General features: G+C 71.6%; 18 protein-coding genes and 1 tRNA gene. 3 read left to right on the plus strand and 16 right to left on the minus strand.

Going from position 1 to position 19589, the window contains the following annotated elements; translation table 11 throughout:
- Window positions 1-8: 8 nt before the first annotated feature.
- From ACZ4EG_RS30950 to ACZ4EG_RS30965, 4 genes are all read right to left on the minus strand, one after another.
- Window positions 9-752 carry an EamA family transporter gene (locus ACZ4EG_RS30950; protein ID WP_467792887.1) on the minus strand — a complete coding sequence of 248 codons (744 nt, stop codon included), beginning with the start codon at window positions 750-752 and terminating at the stop codon, window positions 9-11.
- Complete coding sequence (locus ACZ4EG_RS30955; RefSeq protein WP_467792888.1) at window positions 749-1309, minus strand: YbaK/EbsC family protein; 561 nt, start codon at window positions 1307-1309, stop codon at window positions 749-751. The genes ACZ4EG_RS30950 and ACZ4EG_RS30955 overlap by 4 nt, the downstream gene beginning before the upstream one ends.
- Window positions 1310-1473: 164 nt before the next feature.
- On the minus strand, window positions 1474-3702 hold the full coding sequence (locus ACZ4EG_RS30960; RefSeq protein WP_467792889.1) for an MMPL family transporter: 2229 nt from the start codon (window positions 3700-3702) through the stop codon (window positions 1474-1476).
- 120 nt (window positions 3703-3822) lie between these two features.
- The gene (locus ACZ4EG_RS30965; RefSeq protein ID WP_390709860.1) at window positions 3823-4425 is read right to left on the minus strand and encodes a TetR/AcrR family transcriptional regulator; all 603 of its coding nucleotides are present in this window, start codon (window positions 4423-4425) and stop codon (window positions 3823-3825) included.
- Between the two features lie 166 nt (window positions 4426-4591).
- On the opposite strand from ACZ4EG_RS30965, the gene ACZ4EG_RS30970 reads away from it, so the two are divergent.
- Window positions 4592-7864 (plus strand): S41 family peptidase, encoded by a 3273-nt coding sequence (locus ACZ4EG_RS30970; RefSeq protein ID WP_467792890.1) that lies wholly within the window; start codon window positions 4592-4594, stop codon window positions 7862-7864.
- A gap of 69 nt (window positions 7865-7933) precedes the next feature.
- Here ACZ4EG_RS30970 and ACZ4EG_RS30975 read toward each other — a convergent pair whose 3' ends face one another.
- From ACZ4EG_RS30975 to ACZ4EG_RS30990, 4 genes are all read right to left on the minus strand, one after another.
- Window positions 7934-8176: a hypothetical protein gene (locus tag ACZ4EG_RS30975; protein ID WP_453555239.1), complete on the minus strand. Its 243-nt coding sequence runs from the start codon at window positions 8174-8176 to the stop codon at window positions 7934-7936.
- A 135-nt stretch (window positions 8177-8311) separates the two neighbouring features.
- The gene (locus ACZ4EG_RS30980) at window positions 8312-9196 is read right to left on the minus strand and encodes an SDR family oxidoreductase (protein WP_467792891.1); all 885 of its coding nucleotides are present in this window, start codon (window positions 9194-9196) and stop codon (window positions 8312-8314) included.
- Window positions 9193-10110, minus strand: a complete 918-nt coding sequence (locus tag ACZ4EG_RS30985; protein WP_467792892.1) for an alpha/beta fold hydrolase — start codon at window positions 10108-10110, stop codon at window positions 9193-9195. The genes ACZ4EG_RS30980 and ACZ4EG_RS30985 overlap by 4 nt, the downstream gene beginning before the upstream one ends.
- A complete protein-coding gene (locus tag ACZ4EG_RS30990) occupies window positions 10107-11627 on the minus strand; it encodes a flavin-containing monooxygenase (protein WP_467792893.1) in 1521 nt (506 codons plus the stop codon). Before ACZ4EG_RS30990 ends, ACZ4EG_RS30985 begins: the two co-directional genes overlap by 4 nt.
- 185 nt (window positions 11628-11812) lie before the next feature.
- Between ACZ4EG_RS30990 and ACZ4EG_RS30995 the strand changes: the two genes are divergently transcribed.
- Window positions 11813-12433: a MerR family transcriptional regulator gene (locus tag ACZ4EG_RS30995; protein WP_453555363.1), complete on the plus strand. Its 621-nt coding sequence runs from the start codon at window positions 11813-11815 to the stop codon at window positions 12431-12433.
- Window positions 12434-12446: 13 nt separating this feature from the next.
- Here the strand turns inward: ACZ4EG_RS30995 and ACZ4EG_RS31000 are convergent, their stop codons facing one another.
- On the minus strand, window positions 12447-13250 hold the full coding sequence (locus tag ACZ4EG_RS31000) for an exodeoxyribonuclease III (RefSeq protein WP_467792894.1): 804 nt from the start codon (window positions 13248-13250) through the stop codon (window positions 12447-12449).
- Window positions 13251-13328: 78 nt separating this feature from the next.
- Between ACZ4EG_RS31000 and ACZ4EG_RS31005 the strand changes: the two genes are divergently transcribed.
- Window positions 13329-13805 (plus strand): GNAT family N-acetyltransferase, encoded by a 477-nt coding sequence (locus tag ACZ4EG_RS31005; RefSeq protein WP_363302186.1) that lies wholly within the window; start codon window positions 13329-13331, stop codon window positions 13803-13805.
- A gap of 49 nt (window positions 13806-13854) precedes the next feature.
- Here the strand turns inward: ACZ4EG_RS31005 and ACZ4EG_RS31010 are convergent.
- The 7 genes from ACZ4EG_RS31010 to galU form a co-directional block, all read right to left on the minus strand.
- Window positions 13855-13928, minus strand: a tRNA-Ala gene (locus tag ACZ4EG_RS31010).
- A gap of 91 nt (window positions 13929-14019) precedes the next feature.
- On the minus strand, window positions 14020-15288 hold the full coding sequence (sepX, locus tag ACZ4EG_RS31015) for a divisome protein SepX/GlpR (RefSeq protein ID WP_467792895.1): 1269 nt from the start codon (window positions 15286-15288) through the stop codon (window positions 14020-14022).
- A gap of 185 nt (window positions 15289-15473) precedes the next feature.
- Entirely contained in the window at window positions 15474-16124 is a 651-nt protein-coding gene (locus ACZ4EG_RS31020; RefSeq protein ID WP_453555253.1) for a GNAT family N-acetyltransferase, read from the minus strand.
- 20 nt (window positions 16125-16144) lie between these two features.
- Window positions 16145-16645 carry a MogA/MoaB family molybdenum cofactor biosynthesis protein gene (locus tag ACZ4EG_RS31025; RefSeq protein WP_467792896.1) on the minus strand — a complete coding sequence of 167 codons (501 nt, stop codon included), beginning with the start codon at window positions 16643-16645 and terminating at the stop codon, window positions 16145-16147.
- Complete coding sequence (gene moaC / locus ACZ4EG_RS31030) at window positions 16642-17154, minus strand: cyclic pyranopterin monophosphate synthase MoaC (protein WP_390709851.1); 513 nt, start codon at window positions 17152-17154, stop codon at window positions 16642-16644. Before moaC ends, ACZ4EG_RS31025 begins: the two co-directional genes overlap by 4 nt.
- A 112-nt stretch (window positions 17155-17266) precedes the next feature.
- The gene (glp, locus tag ACZ4EG_RS31035) at window positions 17267-18589 is read right to left on the minus strand and encodes a molybdotransferase-like divisome protein Glp (protein WP_467792897.1); all 1323 of its coding nucleotides are present in this window, start codon (window positions 18587-18589) and stop codon (window positions 17267-17269) included.
- Window positions 18586-19497 carry a UTP--glucose-1-phosphate uridylyltransferase GalU gene (galU, locus tag ACZ4EG_RS31040; protein WP_467792898.1) on the minus strand — a complete coding sequence of 304 codons (912 nt, stop codon included), beginning with the start codon at window positions 19495-19497 and terminating at the stop codon, window positions 18586-18588. The genes glp and galU overlap by 4 nt, the downstream gene beginning before the upstream one ends.
- Between the last annotated feature and the right edge of the window lie 92 nt (window positions 19498-19589).

Consider the following 19589-nt stretch of genomic DNA (forward strand, 5'->3'; position numbering starts at 1 on the left):
TTGCCGCATCAGCAAGAGTTGACTGACGACTCCCGCAGGGCCGCGATCGGCGCCAGTTCGGCTCGGGTCTGCGCCCACAGCACCAGCCCGTACGCGGAGACGGAGAGAAACGCGCCGAACAGCCCGAGGGCGGCGAACGGACGCAGCAGGGCGACCGTCTCCCCGCGCCGGCGCCGGACGGCGTACGCCGGGATCACCACGCCCTGGACCGCCATCAGCCAGGCGGTGTACCCGACCGGGGACCCCGAGGCGCGCACGCCGAGCCCGTCGACGACGGTGTACGAGGCGATGGACAGCCCCGTCGCGAGGGCCGCCCCGATCGCGGCCCAGTTCGGCCGACGCCCGCGCAGCCCCCACAGGGCGACACCGGTGAGTCCGGCGCAGGACAGGGCGACACCGGTGGCGGCCCAGCGGTCGGGCACCTCGTGGGCGAAGACGGCCGCGAAGACGGTGACGACCAGCGGGGCGGTGCCGCGCGCGATGGGGTAGGCCTGCCCGAAGTCGCCGAGCCGGAAGGACGCCATCAGCAGGACGACGTACACCAGGTGGATGGCCGCGGAGCAGAACAGGTACGGCCATGCCGCGGCCGCGGGGAACGCCGTGAACGGCGCCAGGGCCAGTCCGATGAGGACACCGCCGGCCAGAATCAGGGTGAAGCCGACGAGCTTGTCGGTGATCCGGTGGGCGATCGCGTTCCAGCTGGCGTGCGTGACCGCGGCGAGCAGCACGGCCGCGGTGACCAGCGGTGTCACGAGGTGCGCTCGCGCACGTCCACCAGGGTGCCGCCCGCGTGGGCGATCAGCGTCTTCGGCTCCATGGGGAAGACCGCGTGCGGGGTCCCGGCGGCGGCCCACACGAGGTCGTGTTCCAGCAGCGACCGGTCGGCGAGCACCCGGGTGCGGGTCCGGTGCCCGAAGGGCGGCACACCCCCGATCGCGTACCCGGTCGTCTCCCGTACGACATCGGCCTTGGCCCGGGTGACGGCCTCGGCCTCCAGTTCCTCCCGCACCCGCTCCACGTCCACCCGGGACGCCCCGTCCATGAGGACGAGGACCGGCACCCCTCCCCCAAGCTCTCGGCTTCGCTCGAGCAGGGGGGACCCCCATGCCGCGAAGATCAGCGACTTGCAGATCTGGCTCAGCTCGCAGCCGATGGCCGCGGCGGCCTCGGCGGCGGTGCGGGTCGCGTCCGGGAAGCGTCTGATCCGGGAATGGAGTTCCCCGAGGCCCAGTTCCTCCAGGGCCGCGGCGAAGCGGGGGTGGGCTCCGGAGCCCTCGGCGTCGGCGTCAGTGGCGGCTGTCGTCGTCATGCGGGCACGCTAGCGGTACGTGTACGGGGCAGGCGACCTGGTTTCCTCGCATGAGCGACCGGGTTCCCCGCGTGAACGACCGGGTTTCCCGCATGAAGAGGCCGGCGAGAGCGCCCCGTCCCCACGGATCCCTCGCCGGCCGGTCCTTCAGTGGAAGCGGCGCGTCAGGCGTGCACCAGCTCCCGGTCCGCGTCCCCGTCCCGGGGGCGGTCGCCGTCGTGGGCGCGCAGGCCCTCGCCCTCGACGTCCACGTTGGGCAGGGCGCGGTCCAGCCACTTCGGCAGCCACCAGGCCTTCTTGCCGAGCAGCGCGAGCACCGCCGGGACGATCGCCATCCGGACGATGAAGGCGTCGAAGAACACCGCGATCGCCAGGCCGAAGCCGATCATCTTGATCATCGACTCGCTGGAGCCGATGAAGCCGGAGAAGACGGCGATCATGATCACCGCGGCGGCGGTCACCACGCGGGCGCCGTGCCTGAAGCCGGTCACCACGGCCTGGCTCGGCTTCTCCCCGTGGACGTACGCCTCCCGCATCCGGGTCACGAGGAACACCTCGTAGTCCATGGCGAGGCCGAAGACCACGCCGACCATGAAGATCGGCATCATCGACATGATCGGTCCGGTCTGCTCGACGCCCATCAGGCCGGACAGCCAGCCCCACTGGAAGACCGCGACGACGGCGCCGAGGGCCGCCAGCACGCTCAGCAGGAAGCCGAGGGCCGCCTTCAGGGGGACCAGGATCGAGCGGAAGACGAGGATCAGGAGGAGGAAGGCCAGGCCGACGACCAGGGCCAGATACGGGACCAGCGCGTCGTTCAGCTTCTGCGACGTGTCGATGTTCATCGCCGTCGAGCCGGTGACCAGGACCTGCGCGTCCGTGTCCGCCTTGATCTCCGTGCCCTTGTCACGGATCGCGTGCACCAGTTCCTCGGTGGTCGTCGAGGACGGCTTGGAGTTGGGGATCACGGTGATCGTCGCGGTGTCGCCGGCCTTGTTGGGCACGGCCGGGGTCACCGTCACGACGTCCTTGAGGCCCTTGATCTCCTTGCCGACCTCCTTGAAGGCGGCCTTGGGGTGGTCGCTGTCCTTGGCGTCGACCACCAGCATCAGGGGGCCGTTGAAGCCGGGGCCGAAGCCCTCGGAGAGCAGGTCGTAGGCGCGGCGCTGCGTCGTCGAGGTCGGCTGGGAGCCGTCGTCGGGCAGGCCCAGTTCCAGGGAGGCGGCGGGGACGGCCGCGGCACCGAGGCCGACGACGCCCAGCAGGAGGACGGCGACCGGGCGGCGTACGACGAAGCTCGCCCAGCGCGTGCCCATGTTCGGCCGGCCGGCCTTGTGGGGGTGCTTGGGCCCCCGCCCGCCGCCGAGCAGCTTGCTCTTCTCGCCCGCCGGGCGCACCTTGCGCCCCGCGTAGCCGAGCAGTGCCGGGATCAGGGTGAGCGCGATCAGGACCGCGATGGCGACCGTGCCCGCGGCGGCGACGCCCATCTTGGTCAGCATCGGGATGTTGACCACGGACAGGCCGACCAGGGCGATCACCACGGTCAGACCGGCGAAGACCACCGCGGAGCCCGCGGTGCCGGCGGCCCGCCCGGCGGCTTCCTCGCGCTCGCGGCCCTCGGCCAGTTCGGCGCGGTAGCGGGAGACGATGAACAGCGCGTAGTCGATGCCGACGGCGAGGCCGATCATCGAGGCCAGGGTGGACGTGGTGGAGCCGAGGTCCAGCGCGTTGGCGAGCGCGGCGATGGTGGAGACGCCGATCCCGACGCCGATCAGGGCGGTGACGAGCGGCAGTCCGGCCGCGAGCAGCGAGCCGAAGGTGATGACGAGGACGACCGCGGCGATCGCGATGCCGATGACCTCGGTGGCGCCCGTCTCGGGAGTCGTGTTGAGGGCGTCACCGCCGACCTCGACGGTCAGCCCGGCGTCCCGCGCGTCCTGCGCGGCCTCCTTGAGTGCCTCGCGCGTGGAGTCCTTGAGCTCCATGCCGGAGACCTTGTACTTGACCGACGCGTAGGCGACCGTGCCGTTCTTGCTGACGGCCCTGGCCTGGTACGGGTCGGCGACGGAGGCGACCTCGGAGCCGTCCTTCAGCTCCGCGACCGTCTTCTTCACGATCTTCTTGTTGGCGGCGGCGGTCATCTTCTCGCCGCTCGGCGCCTTGAAGACGACGCGCGCGGTGGCGCCGTCGGCGCTCATCCCGGGGAAGCGCTGTTCCAGCAGGTCGAAAGCCTTCTGGGCCTCGGTGCCGGGCACGGAGAAGGAGGTGTTGCCGGCCGCGGGGGCACTCGCTGCCCCGACGCCCGCCAGCGTCAGCAGCGCCACCCATATGAGGGCGACGAAGTGCCGTCGCCTGAAGGCGAGTCGGCCCAGTTTGTAGAGGAACGTGGCCACGAGGTCGTACTCCCGGTCAGTCGTGGGGTGTTCAGGGCAGGGGTGACCAACCCCGTGGGTGGCAGGGGTGATCGGCCCGACGACGTGAGCGGTGACGTCAGGTGGGGCTGAGGGGACTTGTCAGTCGGTGGGAACGCCGAGGGCGGGGAGGACCACGGCGTCGATGTACGAGAGGAGGAACGACTGCGTCGGCGGCTGCTCGTCGATCATCGCGCGGGCGGCGAACCCGCCGATCATCATGTGCATCACGAACCCGATCGCCGGGTTGTCCGCACGGACCTCTCCCCGGTCGACCGCCCGCTGGATCACGCGACGGAACTCCGCCATCTCCGGCTCGATGAGGTGCTCCCGGAACGCCTGCAGGAGGTCCGGGTTGCCGTGCACCGCCATGGCCAGACCCCGCATCAGCGCGGAGCTCTGCTCCATCTCGCAGTCGTCCGAACGCAGCGTGAGGGCGTGCAGATCGCCCTGGAGCGACCCGGTGTCGACCTCGTCGGCCGAGCCGCCCGGCTTGCTGTGCCGCACGGCCTTCGCCACCAGCTCGGCCTTGCCGCCCCACTGGCGGTAGAGCGTCGCCTTGCTGGACCGGGTGCGGGCGGCCACGGCGTCCATGGTGAGGGCGTCGTAGCCGACTTCGCGGAGCAGGTCGAGCACGGCCTCGTACAACTCGGCCTCACGCTCGGGGGTGATACGACTGCGGCGCGCCGTGGCGACCTCGGTCATCGTTCCCACCTTCCCACTCCGAACGACACGGTTTCGTACGTGACGAATGTAGCGCACCCTCCATGCGAAACGAAACCGTTTCGTACGTGTCCTCGGTCACGCCCTGGTCGAACGCCCGGAATTTTCACAAGTTGCTCCGCTCCATCCCCCGGAAAAGCATGGGGAGGTGAGCTATCTGCGCCTGCCGCACCTCAGCGGCGAACTGCTGTGCTTCGTGGCCGAGGACGACCTCTGGCTGGCCCCCCTCGGCTCCCCGGGCCGCGCCTGGCGGCTCACGGTGGACCGCACCAAGACCGGCCACCCCCGCTTCTCGCCCGACGGGCGGACGATCGCGTACACGAGCTGGCGCAGCCTGGTGCCCGAGATCCACGTGATCGGCGTGGAGGGCGGGCCGGGCCGGCAGCTGACGTACTGGGGAAGCGCGGACACCCGGGTGTGCGGCTGGACGCCTGCCGAGAACGGCGGGCCGGAGATCCTCGCCGTCGCCTCCCACAGCCAGCCCTTCTCGTACTTCACCTGGGCCTACAAGGTCTCCACCGACGGCGATCCCGGCCGCAAGCTCCCCTGGGGCCCGGTCGCCGACATCCAGGTCGCCGACCTCGACGAGGGGCACCGGACCCTGCTCCTGACCGGCACCCCACCGCATGAACCGGCCGCCTGGAAGCGGTACCGGGGCGGCGCCATGGGCCGGCTGTGGCTGCACGGGCAGCGGCTGCTCGCCGGCATCGGCGGCCATCTGGACTGCCCCATGTTCGTCGGCGGCCGGATCGCCTTCCTCTCCGACCACGAGGGCATCGGCAACCTCTACTCCTGCGCCTACGACGGCTCCGACCTGCGCCGCCACACCGACCACGACGCCTTCTACGCCCGGCACGCCGCCAGCGACGGCACGCGGGTGGTGTACCAGTGCGCGGGCGACCTGTGGCTGGTGGACGACCTGTCGGCGGACTCGGTGCCGCACCGGCTCGATGTGCGCCTGTCCGGAGCGCGCGCGGGACGCCGCAGGTACCAGGTGCCGGCCGCTCGGCACGTGGACGGCATCTCGGTCGACGAGACCGGCCGGGCCAGCGCCGTCGTGGTCCGCGGCAGCCTGTACTGGCTCACCCACCGCGACGGCCCCGCGCGCACCATCTCGGACACGCCGGGCGTACGGGTCCGGCTCCCGGTGATGCTGGGCTCGACCGGGCAGATCGCCTACGTCACGGACGCCGCGGGCGAGGACGCGATCGAGATCTCCCAGCTGCCCCGCGCCAGCGGCGACCGCGCGCCGCGCCGACTGGCCTCCGGCGAGCTGGGCAGGGTCCTGGAACTGGCCTCGGACCCGCTGGGCGAACGCCTCGCCGTCGCCGCCCACGACGGACGGCTGCTGCTGATCGACACGGGCGAGGACACGGACGGCGAGGTGACCGAGCTGATCCGGTCCATCAACGGCCCGGTCCGGGACCTGGCCTTCTCGCCGGACGGCTCCTGGCTGACCTGGTCGCATCCGGGGATCGGCCGCTCGCTCCGGCAGATCAAGATGGCCCGGATCTCCGGCCCCGGGCAGGCGGACCAACCGGTCGTCGACGTGACCAACGGCCGCTTCGAGGACGAGAACCCCGTCTTCACCCGGGACGGCCGCTATCTGGCGTTCCTGTCCTGGCGCGGCTTCGACCCGGTGTACGACGTCCACACCGGCGATCTGTCCTTCCCGCTCGGCTGCCGCCCGTACCTGGTCCCGCTGTCCTCGGCCACCCCCTCCCCCTTCGCCCTGAACCCCGAGGGCCGGCCCGCCGCCGGGGGCCTGGACCCCGTGGAGGACGAGGAGACCGGCGAGGGCGGCGCGGTGACCGTGGAGGTCGAGGGGCTGGAGAACAGGGTCACCCCGTTCCCGGTCTCCGCCTCCAAGTACTCCGGGCTGCTGCCGGTCTCCGGCGGCGGCCTGGTCTGGCTGCGCTGGCCGATCTCGGGCGCGCTCGGCGAGACGTTCGCGAACCCCAACGACCCCAGTGAGCGGCCCACGCTGGAGTACTTCAACCTCACCAAGGCGAAGAAGTCCCAACTCGTCGACCACCTCGACTGGTTCTCGGTGAGCGGCGACGGCACCCGGCTGGTGCTCATGGACGAAGGCGACCTGCGGGCCGTCCCGGCGACCGAGCCCGGCGACGGCGACACCACGACCTGGATCGACCTGCGCCGCATCCTGCACGAGGTCGACCCGCCCGCCGAGTGGCGCCAGGCCTACGCGGAGGCCGGCCGGCTCATCCGGGACTACTTCTGGGAGCCGCACATGTGCGGCATCGACTGGGACGCGGTCCTCGACCAGTACCGGCCGCTGGTCGAACGGGTCGCCTCCCCCGACGAGTTCGCCGATCTGCTGCGCGAGGTACTGGGCGAGCTGGGCACCTCCCACGCCTATGTCACCCCCGCCCGCCGCAACGAGGGACCGGCGCACTACCAGCGCTTCCAGGGCCTGCTGGGCGCCAACCTGGTGTGCCGGGACGGCCGTTGGACGGTCAAGCGGATCCTGCCCGGCGACTCCTCCGACTCCAAGGCCCGCTCCCCGCTGGCCGGCACGGGCATCCGCGAGGGCGCCGTGCTCACCCACGTGGACGGCCGGCCGGTGGACCCGGTGACGGGTCCCTATCCGCTGCTGGCGGGTTCGGGCGGTACGACGGTGGAGCTGACCTTCGCCCCGGCCGAGGGCGAGACGGGCCCGCCGCGGCGGGTCGCCGTCGTGCCCCTGATCGACGAGCGGCCGCTGCGCTACCAGGACTGGGTGGCCAAACGCCGCGAGGTCACCCGGGAGTTGAGCGGAGGCAGGTGCGGCTATCTGCACATCCCCGACCTGGGCGGCTCGGGCTGGGCCCAGTTCAACCGTGATCTGCGCATGGAGGTCTCCCGGCCCGTGCTGATCGTGGACGTGCGCGGCAACGCGGGCGGGCACATCAGCGAGCTTGTCGTCGAGAAGCTCACCCGGACCATCCTCGGCTGGGACCTGACCCGCAACGCCCAGCCCGTGTCGTACGCCTCGAACGCGCCCCGCGGCCCCATCGTCGCCCTCGCCGACGAGGCGACCTCCTCCGACGGCGACATGATCACGGCGGCCTTCAAACTGCTCAAGCTCGGGCCGGTGGTGGGCCAGCGCACCTGGGGCGGGGTGGTCGGCATGACCGGGCGGCACCGGCTGGGCGACGGCACGGTGATCACGGTGCCGATGAACGCGGCCTGGTTCGACGCCTACGGCTGGTCCGTGGAGAACCACGGCGTCGCCCCCGACCTGGACATCCTGCGCACGCCGCTGGACTGGGCGGAGGGCCGCCATGTCGAGATGGACGACGCGGTGCAGCTCGCCCTGGACCTGCTGACCACCCACCCGGCGGCGGCCCCGCCCGACTACAGCGACGTACCGGACCGCTCGCGGCCGAAGCTGCCGCCACGGACACCGCCGCGGACATGAGAAGGACACCGCCACGGACATGAGAAGGGGTGCCCCGCGCGGGGCACCCCTTCCACCGGACCTGCGACGTCAGGCGTCGTAGTCCATGTCCATGCGGTCACGCATGTCGTGCTCGGACTCGTCGGTGTCCCGCACGTTCTGGCGACCACGCTCGGCCTGCTGCGGGCCGCGCTGCGGCTGCTGCTGACCGCGCTGCGGCTGCTGCTGGCCACGCTGCGGCTGCTGCTGGCCACGCTGGGGCTGCTGCTGGCCGCGCTGGGCGCCCTTCTGCTTGCCCTGGGACTTGTCCTGGAACTGGTCCTTCATACCCATGTGGGTTCACTCCCGTGGAGGGTGAGGGGTTTGGGCCCTTTGGTTGGGCCCCGACCAGATTCACACGGGTGGACACACTGCGCATGTCGATCAGTCACGGTGCGTAGCGGCCGACTTGGCCGGGCGCGGGCGCGCTCATTCGTGCCGGGCGGACCGCTCGCGCTCGTCGGCCTCCCCGCCCGCACCTACCAGCCCCGTCCGCATCCCCTGGAGCCGGGGCGCGAAGCGGCGCATCTCGCGCTGTCCCACCGTCCCGATGAGCGCCGGCAGATAGCCGCGCACGCCCTGCATCCCGCGCAGCCACCACTGCCCGTACACATGGGCGGAGCGCCGCTCGATGCCGGCGACGATCCGGTCCACCGCGGGGCCCAGCGGGTACGTCTTGTTGGACGGCCACGGCAGCCGCTGCCGCAACTCCCGCATGACGTCGTCCTGGTCGGCACCGCGCACCATGTCCGTGTCGGTCCACGACAGATACGCGACACCGACCTTCACGCCCTGGTGGCCGACCTCGGCGCGCAGACAGTGCGCGTACGCCTCCACGCCGGACTTGGACGCGCAGTACGCCGTCATCATCGGCGCCGGGGTGATCGCGGCGAGCGAGGCGATCTGCAGCAGATAGCCGCGGCTCTCAGTAAGCACCGGCAAGAAGGCGCGGCCCGTCACCGCCGAGCCGATCAGATTCACCTCGATCACCCGCCGCCAGGCCTCGGGATCGGAGTCCGTGAACGGCCCGCCGCTCGCGACCCCGGCGTTGGCGATCACGATGTCGACCTTGCCGAAGCGCTCCTTGACCTCCCGGGCCACCCGCGCCATCGCCTCGTGGTCGGTGACGTCGGCGTACCAGTGGTCGCTGTCGCTGTGCAGCCTGCCGGACACCTCCTTGAGCGCGTCCGCCTCCAGCCCGACCAGCGCCACCTTGGCACCGCGCGCCGAGAGCTTGCGCGCGAGCAGCTCGCCGACGCCGCGCGCGGCTCCGGTGACGACCGCGACCTGGCCCTCCAGGCTCACCCTGCTCATGCGCCCTCCTTGACGTGTACGTACGTGGTGACGAGTTCCCGGATCTTCCCGGTGACCAGCTCGGGCGCCTCCACCGGGGTCATGTGGCCGAGCCCGGGCAGCTCGGTGAGGCCGACACAGTCCGGCAGCTCGGCGGCCAGGAAACGGGCGTGCGCCGGCGGGGTGAGCCGGTCCTCGGTGCCGGCGACCACCGCCGTGGGGACCCGCAACTCCCGTACGCCGTGGTCGAGGTCGAGCCGCTCCAGCACCTGCGACCAGGCGTGGCGCACCGCGCGCGGGCAGGCGTGCACGATGTGTGCGCACGCCTCCACCATGTGCGGGGCGGAACCGGCGCCCATCGTGGCGTACTTGAGGATCCGCTTCGCGAGCGGAGTGACCGGACCGAGCGGGGCGCGCGAACCCAGGATGTGCGCCGTGAGCCAAGTGCGTGTGCGCCCGGCGCGCAGCGGTACGACGCGTGCCTGCGCGACCAGTTTCGAACTGCCCGTGCTGCACAGCAGTACGGCGGCCGCGTGCTCCTGGAAGCGGGGGCGCGCGGACGCGGCCATCACCGTCATCCCGCCCATGGAGTGGCCGGCGATCACGGCCCGCTCCCCGGGCGCGAGCGTCTGCGCGAGCACCGCCTCCAGGTCGTCCGCCAGCGCGTCGGTCGTGCAGGCGGGGCTCGCGGGGCTGCGCCCGTGTCCCCGCTGGTCGTACGCGATGACCCGGTGGTCCGCGGCCAGGTCCCGGATCTGCGCCGCCCAGAAGGCGGTCGAGCAGGTCCAGCCGTGGGCGAGGACGACGGGCGGCGCGCCCTCGGGCCCGTGCACCTCGACGTGCAGACGGGCGCCGTCGGCGGAGACCACCGTGAGTTCGCGCGCGGGGGCGGGCGGGGCGTAGGGGCCGGTGGCCACATGTGTGAGTCGGCTCATGAGGCCACCTCCGCCTGCGTCACGTCCTGCGTCGCAGCCGTGCGCCCCGGCACCCGCAGCAGCTCGTACTCCGCCAGGTCCACCCGACGGGTCGCCTTGCGGAACTCCGTCGTCGTACCGGGCCAGATGGTGGTGTTGCGACCGCTCGCGTCCAGGTACCAGCTGGTGCAGCCACCGGTGTTCCAGACCGTGCGCTTCATGCGCTCCTGCACCATGCGGTTCCAGGCCTCCACGGCGCCGGGGCGGGCGTCGAGGGCGGCGCGGCCGCCGAGGACGTCGAGCTGCCGTACGTAGTCGGCCATGTAGTTCAGCTGGGACTCGATCATCAGGATCATGGAGGAGTTCCCGAGCCCGGTGTTGGGCCCGATGACCGTCATCCAGTTGGGGAAACCGGCCGCGGACGCCCCGCGCAGGGCCTGCATCCCGTTCTTCCAGCTCTCGGCGAGGGTCCTGCCCTCCGCCCCGACGACCCGCTCGGCGATCGGCATGTCGGTGACGTGGAAGCCCGTACCGAAGACGATCGCGTCGACCTCGGCCGCACTGCCGTCGGCGGCGACCACGGTCGACCCGCGGATCTCGCTCAGCCCACTGGCGACGACGTCCACATTGGGCTTCACCAGCGTCGGGTAGTACGTGCTGGACAGCAGGATCCGCTTGCAGCCGATGCGGTAGTCCGGGGTGAGCTTGGCGCGCAGGGCCGGGTCCTTGATGGCGCGGGCGATGTTGCGCCGTGCCAACTGCTCGACGAAGCCCAGCTCGTCGGGGTGCTTGGTGAAGGCCTGGACCTGCAACTCCCGGATGCCCCACAGCAGTCCGCGGCGCAGCTGCGTGGTGAAGGGCAGGGCGCGGTGGAGCCGGCGCTCGGCGCCGCTGATGGCGCGGTCCATGCGGGGCATGACCCAGGGCGGGGTGCGCTGGAAGAGGGTGAGCTTGGCGACCCGCGGCTGGATGGCCGGCACGATCTGGATGGCGGACGCCCCCGTGCCGACCATCGCGACCCGCTTGCCGCTCAGGTCGTAGTCGTGGTCCCAGCGGGCCGAGTGGAAGACCTTGCCCGGGAAGGACTCCAGGCCCGGGATGTCCGGGATCTTCGGGTCGGACAGCGGCCCGGTGGCGGAGACGACGATGTCGGCGCTCAGCGAGCCGTTCGTGGTCTCGATGTCCCAGCGCAGCTGTTCCGGGTCCCAGGTCATCAGCTTCACCTCGGCGCCGAAGCGGAGGTGCGGCCTGAGACCGAGGACGTCGGTGACATGCTCCAGGTAGGCGCGGATGTGCTCCTGGCCGGAGAAGGTGCGCGGCCAGTCGGGGTTGGGCGCGAAGGAGAAGGAGTACAGGTGGGACGGTACGTCGCAGGCGCACCCGGGGTAGCTGTTGTCCCGCCAGGTGCCGCCGACGCTGTCCGCCCGCTCAAGGACCACGAAGTCGGTGATCCCCTCGCGGCGCAGCCGTACGGCCGCACCCAGCCCGCCGAAGCCGGACCCGATCACCGCCACCCGTACATGCTCGTGTTCGGCCATCCCGAAGCCTCCAGGCATCGCATCGGACTCGTTGAACCATGCCAGTGAACACTGGCGCAATGGGAGGGTAGAGCAGCTCCGTACCGAGCGGTAGGGGTCGGGGGAAGGAAGTTACCCGCGGTACAACATAGGCTGCACGCGTGGCTGAAGACGGAGGACGACCCGGCGAGCAGCGCGAGTACCGCATGGAGGAGCTGGCACAGCTGGCCGGCATCACCGTGCGCACCCTGCGCTTCTACCGCGAGCGCAAGCTGATCCCGCCGCCCCGCCGCGAGGGCCGTATCGCCTGGTACGACGACCACCACCTGGCCCGCCTGCGCACGATCTCGGCCCTGCTGGAACGCGGCCACACCCTGAACGGCATCGCGGAGCTCGCCGAGGCCTTCGACCACGGCCGGGACGTCGCCGACCTGCTCGGCGTCGGCGCCCCCACCGAGGAGGAGCCGGTCCGGCTGACCCCCGAGGAACTCGCCGACCACTTCGCGGGCGAGGTCACCCGCGAGAACCTCGCCGCGGCCATGGACCTCGGCTACCTCGGCACCGACGGCGACGAGATCGTCCACATCAGCCGCCGCCTGCTGGACGTGTCCGCGGCCCTGGTCCGCGAGGGCATCCCGCTCGCCGAGGTCCTGACGGCGGCCAAGCGCGTACGCGAACACGCGGACGCCCTGGCCGAACTCTTCACCGAGGTCATCCTCCGCCACGGCCCCGAGGAGGACCTGGAACGCCTGCGCCCCCTGGCCCGCAGCGTGGTGGAGGCGGAACTGTCCCTGGCACTGGACCGGCGACTGCGGAAGCGGGACTGAGCGCGAGAGGCGCTCAGCGGTCGTACACGACGGTCACCGGCGCATGGTCGGACCACCGTTCGGCGTGCGTGGCCGCCCGCTCGACGAAGCCCTTGACGGCCTTGGCCGCGAGCCCGGGCGTCGAGACGTGGTAGTCGATCCGCCAACCCGAATCGTTGTCGAAGGCCCGCCCCCGGTACGACCACCATGTGTACGGCCCCTCGGCGTCCGGGTGCAGGGTGCGCACCACGTCCGTGTAGCCGCCGTCGGCCGGGTCGAGGACTCTGCCGAGCCACTCCCGCTCCTGAGGCAGGAAGCCCGAGTTCTTGGTGTTGGCGCGCCAGTTCTTGAGGTCGGCGTTGTGGTGGGCGATGTTCCAGTCGCCGCAGACCAGTACCTCGCGGCCGTCGGCGGCGGCGCGCTCGCGCAGCCCCTTCAGGTGGGCGAGGAACTCGTCCATGAAGCGGACCTTCTCGTCCTGCCGCTCGGTGCCGACCTCCCCGGAGGGGAGGTAGAGGGAGGCGACGGTGACGCCGGGCAGGTCGGCCTCGACATAGCGGCCGCTGCCGTCGAACTCGGCCGATCCGAAGCCCACCTGGATGCGGTCGGGTTCGCGCCGTGTGTAGAGGGAGACGCCCGCGCGGCCCTTGGCGGCGGCCGGGGCGTGTACGACGTGCCAGCCGTCGGGCAGGCGCACGCCCTCGGGCAGCTGCTGCGGCTCCGCGCGCACCTCCTGGAGGCAGAGCACATCCGCGGAGGTCTCCGCGAGCCATTCCACGAAGCCCTTCTTCGCGGCGGCCCGCAACCCGTTCACATTCACCGAGGTCACAGTCAGCACCCGGGCACGATACCGGCACACTGGACGAGGTCCGGTATTCCACCGGGTCTCCCTCTGCATGATTGTACGATTCCCGGCATGAATATACGTCCCGTCCCCTTCGACCACCCCGACGCCGTCAAGCTCAACGACGAGGTCCAGGCCGAGTACCACGTGCGCTACGGCGACGGCGGTGACGCCACCACCCTGGACGCGTCGGACTTCGAGCCGCCCAGCGGCGTCTACCTGATCGCGTACGACGAGGGCGGCCGCCCCGTGGCCACCGGCGGCTGGCGCAGCCAGGACGAGAACGGCGAGGGCCACGAGGACGGCGACGCCGAACTCAAGCGCATGTACGTGGTCGAGGAGATGCGCGGGCGCGGCCTGGCCCGCCGCATGCTGGCCGCCCTGGAGGAGGACGCCCGCGCGGCCGGCCGCGCCCGGATGGTCCTGGAGACGGGCACCAAGCAGCCGGAGGCCATCGCCCTCTACATCTCCAGCGGTTATGAGCCCTGCACCAAGTTCGGCTACTACCGCCACTACGAGTCGAGCCGCTGCTACGCGAAGCCGCTGTGAACACGATGAAGCCCCGGTCGGCTTTCGCCGATCGGGGCTTCATGCTGCGTGGACCTGAGGGGATTTGAACCCCTGGCCCCCTCGATGCGAACGAGGTGCGCTACCGGACTGCGCCACAGGCCCTTGCAACGAATGAAACTTTAGCACCCCGATCGGGGTGCTTGGAAATCCGTTCCCTGACTGGTCAGGGCGGGCTCCCACGGGGTGACGGGCATCACTCGTTGGCCGCGCGCGGGCGGTCGCCGTCCTCGTACTGGTCGAAGAGCGGCGTGCGGCCGCGTTCGCGCGCGCGGCGGGCGGAGGCGGCACGGCGCCGTGCGTCACCGCGCTCGTCCGCGGCCGGCTTGTCCTCGGCCACGGGCTCGGGTTCCGGCGTCGTGGCGTCCGGCTTCACCTCCTGCTCCGGCGCGACGGAGCTGGACCGCGCCGAACTCCACGCGTCGGGCGCCTCCAGGTCCACGTCGGACGTGGCCCGCGGCGCGACCGGCGCGGTCACATACGTCGGCAGCGGCACCGGAACCGGGTCCCAGCTGTCGCCGTGCCCGGGCCGGCGCTGGCGCTCACGCTGCTGGTCGACCCACTCCGCGTGGTCGGTCTGCTCCACGAGGGCGCGACGGTCGGCGGCGAGGGCGGACATGCCGGTGTCGGTCTCGGTCGCTGGTCCCTCGTCCGGTTCGTCGGCGGACGCGCCCGCGTCCAGGGGCGCGCGCCGCCGCGGCTGGCGTGCGCGCTCCCGCAGCCGCGCGGCCGCGGCCTCGGCCTGGCGCCGGTCCATCTGGTAGGCGAAGCGGCGGCGTTCCTGGCTGCGCAGATACGCGATGTACGAGCTGAGCAGTATGGCGGGCACGGCGGGCGCCCACAGGAACGCGAGCCCGCCGACGGCCGCGACGATGGCGCCGAGCGTGAAGGCGAGGAAGAGCATCACCGTGGTGCGCCGGCGACGCGCAAGTGCCTTCGAGCGCTGGGCGCGTGCCGCGGCCGCCTGGGCCGAGGGCGAACGCCGCGCGACGGGCACCCGCTTCTGCGCGGAAGGGGACTTCGGCGCGGACGCGGAAGGAGAAGGTGACTTGGGCGCCGACTTGGGCGCGGATCCCTGCTGACGCGCGGGCGCGGAGCCGGACTTCGGGACCGGCCCGGTCGCTTGGCCGCGCGCCGCTTCCGGGCGCTCCGATGTCTCCGGCCCGACGTCCGCCCGTACCTGACGGCGGGTCGGGCGCATGGCAAAGGCCCGGACGTCCACCGAGTCGGTGACGGCGTCCGGGTCGCCGGCGCTGGGCTCCCCCTCCTGGGCGGAGCGCGCCCGCAGGTCCTTGGCGTACCGGCGCTCCATCCCCGCCCGTCCGGACAGCAGCCGGATGGCGGTGCTGAAGCGTTCCGTCGGACGGGCCTCGTTCAGCTCGTCCTGCCTACGGAGCCACATCGGCACCAAGTAGGCGGCCCAGGCCCCGACAATGACTGCGTAGATGAGGCCGCTGCTGCTCACGTCTCACACGGTAGAGGGGTTTGCGTGAGGCCATCTGCCAATTGGGCCGGTGTGTCGCACGATCTGGCTGATATTTCGAACTTTTTTTGTGACCGATGCGATCAGTAGGCCGTCGGAGCCGCGAATTCAATACTCCGAGACGGTCATCGACCGATCAATTTCGAACAAATATTCAATTTCCCGGGCTATGCGGGATTGCCAGGGGTGTTCTGCGGATTCCGCGTCGCACTCCCACTGTTCGACCTGCCCTGAGAGCGTGCCCGCTGCCAGCGGCTCAGCAACCCTTCGGGCACCTCTTCCGCGGTGAGCGCGAAGACGAGGTGGTCGCGCCAGGCTCCGTCGATGTGGAGATAACGCGGGCGCAGGCCCTCCTCGCGGAATCCGAGTTTCTCCACGACCCGGCGGCTCGGGCGGTTCTCGGGGCGAATGCAGACCTCGATGCGGTGCAGACCAACGGCGCGGAAACAGTGGTCCACCACGAGCGCCACGGCCGTCGGCATCACCCCGCGGCCGGCCACCGCCTCGTCGACCCAGTAGCCGACGTGCCCCGAGCACATCGAGCCCCAGGTGATCCCGGCGACCGTCAACTGTCCGACCAGCCGCCCCTGGTATTCGATGACGAACGGCAGCATCCGGCCCGAGTTCGCCTCGGAGCGCAGATGCCGGACCATCTGCCGGTAGGTCGGCCGGTGCGCTATCGGCCCGCTGGGCGTGGGCGGCGGAATGGTCGCCTCCCAGGGGCGCAGCCAGTCCCGGTTACGCCGGTTCACCTCGCGCCAGGCCCGCTGGTCGCGCAGCTTTATCGGCCGGAGGACGATGTCGCCGTCCGCCAGCACGACGGGCCAGGATGGGCTGTTCAGCTCGCACCCCCATGTCCGGGTCTGGGGTGGTCGCCGCCGCGGATCTGGTCCACGGCGTGGACCAGCAGGGGCTCCAGGACGGCGAGGCCGTCCTTCACCCCGCCGGTGGAGCCCGGCAGATTGACGATCAGCGTCCGCCCCGCCACTCCGGCCAGGCCCCGGGACAGGGCCGCGGTCGGCACCTTCCGCATTCCGAACGCCCGGACGGCCTCCGCGATGCCCGGCACCTCGTAGTCGATCACCCTGCGCGTCGCCTCGGGCGTGCGGTCGGTCGGCGAGACGCCGGTGCCGCCGGTGGTGACGATGGCGTCGTACTCCGCCTCGACACCGGCGCGCAGGGCCGCCTCCACGGGGTCGCCGTCGGGGACGACCCGCGGACCGTCCACGGCGAAGCCGAAGCCGGCGAGGCCCTCGGCGATCAGCGGACCGCCCCGGTCCTCGTAGACCCCGACGGCAGCCCTGTTGGAGGCGGTGACCACAAGGGCCCGGTATGTCATGCCCGGCTCCAATCGCCCGACTTGCCGCCCGTCTTCTCCTCCACCCGTACGTCCGTGATGACCGCTCCCTTGTCTACGGCCTTGACCATGTCGATCACGGTGAGCGCGGCGACCGACACCGCGGTGAGGGCCTCCATCTCGACACCCGTGCGGTCCGTGGTCTTCACGGTGGCCCGGATCTCGACGGCGTCGTCCGCGACCGACAGCTCCAGTTTCACACCGGAGACCGACAACGGGTGGCACAGGGGGATCAGGTCCGGGGTGCGCTTGGCGCCCATGATCCCGGCGATGCGCGCGGTGGCGAGCGCGTCTCCCTTGGGAACCCCTTCGCCGCGCAGCAGCTCGACCACGCGGGGCGAGACGAGGACACGGCCGCTGGCACGGGCGGTGCGCGCGGTCACGTCCTTCCCGGACACGTCGACCATGCGGGCCGCGCCCGCCTCGTCGATGTGCGTGAGTCGGTCCTGCACAGGGGGTCCGGGGGTCTCCCCCCGGGAAGGCACAGTCATGGTGTGGCGCTCCTGGTCCGGGCCCGTCGCGGTGCGGCGCACGGGCCTGCTGTGCGCGACACGCTACCGCCAAGTCGGCGTGCGCACCGGTGCGGGACCCCCGGGGCCGGGCTCAGCCCAGCAGGACGACCTCGACCTCCGTGCCGGGTTCGACGGATTCGACGTCCTCGGGTACGACGATCAGCGCGTCGGCGTGGGCCAGGGCCGCGACCAGATGGGATCCGGCACCGCCCACGGGCGTGACCTCGCCCTCGGTGTGCGTCGCCCGCACGAACTGCCTGCGCCCCTTCGGCGAGCTGAGCGCCTGGTCCGCCTTCAGGTTCGCCCGGGTCGTCGGGCGATGGAGGTCCTCAAGGCCCATCAGGGTACGGATGGCGGGGCGGACGAACAGCTCGAAGGAGACGTACGACGACACGGGGTTGCCCGGCAGCGCGAGCAGGGGGGTGTGGTCGGGGCCGATGGAGCCGAAGCCCTGGGGCTTGCCCGGCTGCATGGCGAGCTTGCGGAACTCGACGCCGCCGCCCGCCTCGTCCTCGTCGCCGACGTGCGACAGCGCCTCCTTGACCACGTCGTACGCCCCGACGCTCACCCCGCCGGTGGTGACCAGCAGGTCGGCTCGGATGAGCTGGTCCTCGATGGTGGACCGCAGCGTCTCGGCGTCGTCGACGACGGCGCCCACCCGGTAGGCGATCGCACCCGCGTCCCGGGCGGCGGCGGTCAGGGCGAAGCTGTTGGAGTCGTAGATCTGGCCGCTGCCCAGTTCCTCGCCGGGCTGGACCAGCTCGCTGCCGGTGGACACCACGACCACGCGCGGCCGCGGGCGCACGCGCACCGTGCCGCGCCCGATCGCGGCGAGCAGCGCGATCTGCGGCGGGCCGAGGACCGTGCCGGCCTCCAGGGCGCGGTCGCCGGCCCTCACGTCGCTGCCCACCGCGCGCACATGCGCGCGTGCCTCGGCCGGCCGGTACACGTTCACATGCCCGGTGGCGCCCTCGGGCGCCAGGCTGCGGGCGGGCATCCCGCTCACGGGCCCCTCGCCGAGGCCTCCGTCGGTCCACTCCACGGGGACGACGGCCTCCGCGCCGGGCGGCAGCGGTGCGCCGGTCATGATGCGGGCCGCCTGGCCCGGGCCGACCCGGGCCAGATGGGCGGCGCCCGCCGCGACGTCCCCGACGACCTCCAGGACGGCGGGGAACTCCTCGCTCGCGCCCGCGATGTCCGCGACGCGCACCGCGTACCCGTCCATGGAGCTGTTGTCGAACGGTGGCAGCGAGACCGGCACCGTGACGTCGTCGACCAGGATGCAGCCCTGGGCGTCGAGCAGTTGCAGCTCGATGGGGTCGAGGGGGCGGACGGTGGCGAGGATGTCCTCCAGGTGCTCGTCCACCGACCACAGGTGGTCCTGGCCGGCGGGGCGGGTCGCGGCGCTGCTCAACGTTGCTGCATCTCCTCGGCTACGTAACTGCGAAGCCAGGTCCGGAAGTCCGGGCCCAGGTCTTCACGTTCGCATGCGAGTCTGACAATGGCACGCAGATAGTCGCCACGGTCGCCGGTGTCATAGCGGCGGCCCTTGAAGACGACGCCGTGCACCGGGCCGCCGACCTTCTCGTCCTGCGCGAGCTGCTGGAGGGCGTCGGTGAGCTGGATCTCACCGCCGCGCCCGGGCTCGGTCTGACGCAGTATCTCGAAGACGTGCGGGTCGAGGACGTAGCGGCCGATGACGGCGTAGTTCGACGGGGCGTCCGCCGGGTCCGGCTTCTCGACCAGGCCCGTCACCTTGACCACATCGCCGTCGGTGGTGCTCTCCACGGCCGCGCAGCCGTAGAGGTGGATCTGCTCGGGCGCGACCTCCATGAGCGCGATGACGCTGCCGCCGTGCTGCTCCTGGACCTCGATCATGCGCTGGAGCAGGGGGTCGCGCGGGTCGATCAGGTCGTCGCCGAGCAGGACGGCGAAGGGCTCGTGCCCGACGTGCGGGGCGGCGCACAGGACGGCGTGACCAAGACCCCTCGGGTCGCCCTGGCGCACATAGTGCATGGTGGCGAGGTCGCTGGACTCCTGGACCTTGGCGAGCCGCTCGGCGTCGCCCTTCTTCTGCAGGGCCGACTCGAGCTCGTAGTTGCGGTCGAAGTGGTCCTCGAGGGGGCGCTTGTTGCGTCCGGTGATCATGAGCACGTCGTCGAGCCCCGCCGACACGGCCTCCTCGACCACGTACTGGATCGCGGGCTTGTCCACGACCGGCAGCATCTCCTTGGGAGTGGCTTTGGTGGCCGGCAGGAACCGGGTACCGAGGCCTGCTGCGGGAATGACAGCCTTGCTGATCCTGGGGTGCGACTGAGTCATGACCGCAACCTTATCCGGTGGCTTTGCGGGGAATCCGCGGGTCCGGTTAATTAGCTCTCATATGAGCACATTAGGAAGGGTGCAAGAGCGAC

Source organism: Streptomyces sp. NPDC025638 (genome assembly GCF_055558775.1).

What these genes read in the sequence shown, in the direction of transcription:
- ACZ4EG_RS30955 (WP_467792888.1), bottom strand. Translation starts at nt 1,309, where the DNA reads ATGACGACGACAGCCGCCACTGACGCCGACGCCGAGGGCTCCGGAGCC.
- ACZ4EG_RS30965 (WP_390709860.1), bottom strand. Translation starts at nt 4,425, where the DNA reads ATGACCGAGGTCGCCACGGCGCGCCGCAGTCGTATCACCCCCGAGCGT.
- ACZ4EG_RS30975 (WP_453555239.1), bottom strand. Translation starts at nt 8,176, where the DNA reads ATGGGTATGAAGGACCAGTTCCAGGACAAGTCCCAGGGCAAGCAGAAG.
- ACZ4EG_RS30980 (WP_467792891.1), bottom strand. Translation starts at nt 9,196, where the DNA reads ATGAGCAGGGTGAGCCTGGAGGGCCAGGTCGCGGTCGTCACCGGAGCC.
- ACZ4EG_RS30985 (WP_467792892.1), bottom strand. Translation starts at nt 10,110, where the DNA reads ATGAGCCGACTCACACATGTGGCCACCGGCCCCTACGCCCCGCCCGCC.
- ACZ4EG_RS30990 (WP_467792893.1), bottom strand. Translation starts at nt 11,627, where the DNA reads ATGGCCGAACACGAGCATGTACGGGTGGCGGTGATCGGGTCCGGCTTC.
- ACZ4EG_RS30995 (WP_453555363.1), top strand. Translation starts at nt 11,813, where the DNA reads ATGGAGGAGCTGGCACAGCTGGCCGGCATCACCGTGCGCACCCTGCGC.
- ACZ4EG_RS31005 (WP_363302186.1), top strand. Translation starts at nt 13,329, where the DNA reads ATGAATATACGTCCCGTCCCCTTCGACCACCCCGACGCCGTCAAGCTC.
- ACZ4EG_RS31025 (WP_467792896.1), bottom strand. Translation starts at nt 16,645, where the DNA reads ATGACATACCGGGCCCTTGTGGTCACCGCCTCCAACAGGGCTGCCGTC.
- moaC (WP_390709851.1), bottom strand. Translation starts at nt 17,154, where the DNA reads ATGACTGTGCCTTCCCGGGGGGAGACCCCCGGACCCCCTGTGCAGGAC.
- galU (WP_467792898.1), bottom strand. Translation starts at nt 19,497, where the DNA reads ATGACTCAGTCGCACCCCAGGATCAGCAAGGCTGTCATTCCCGCAGCA.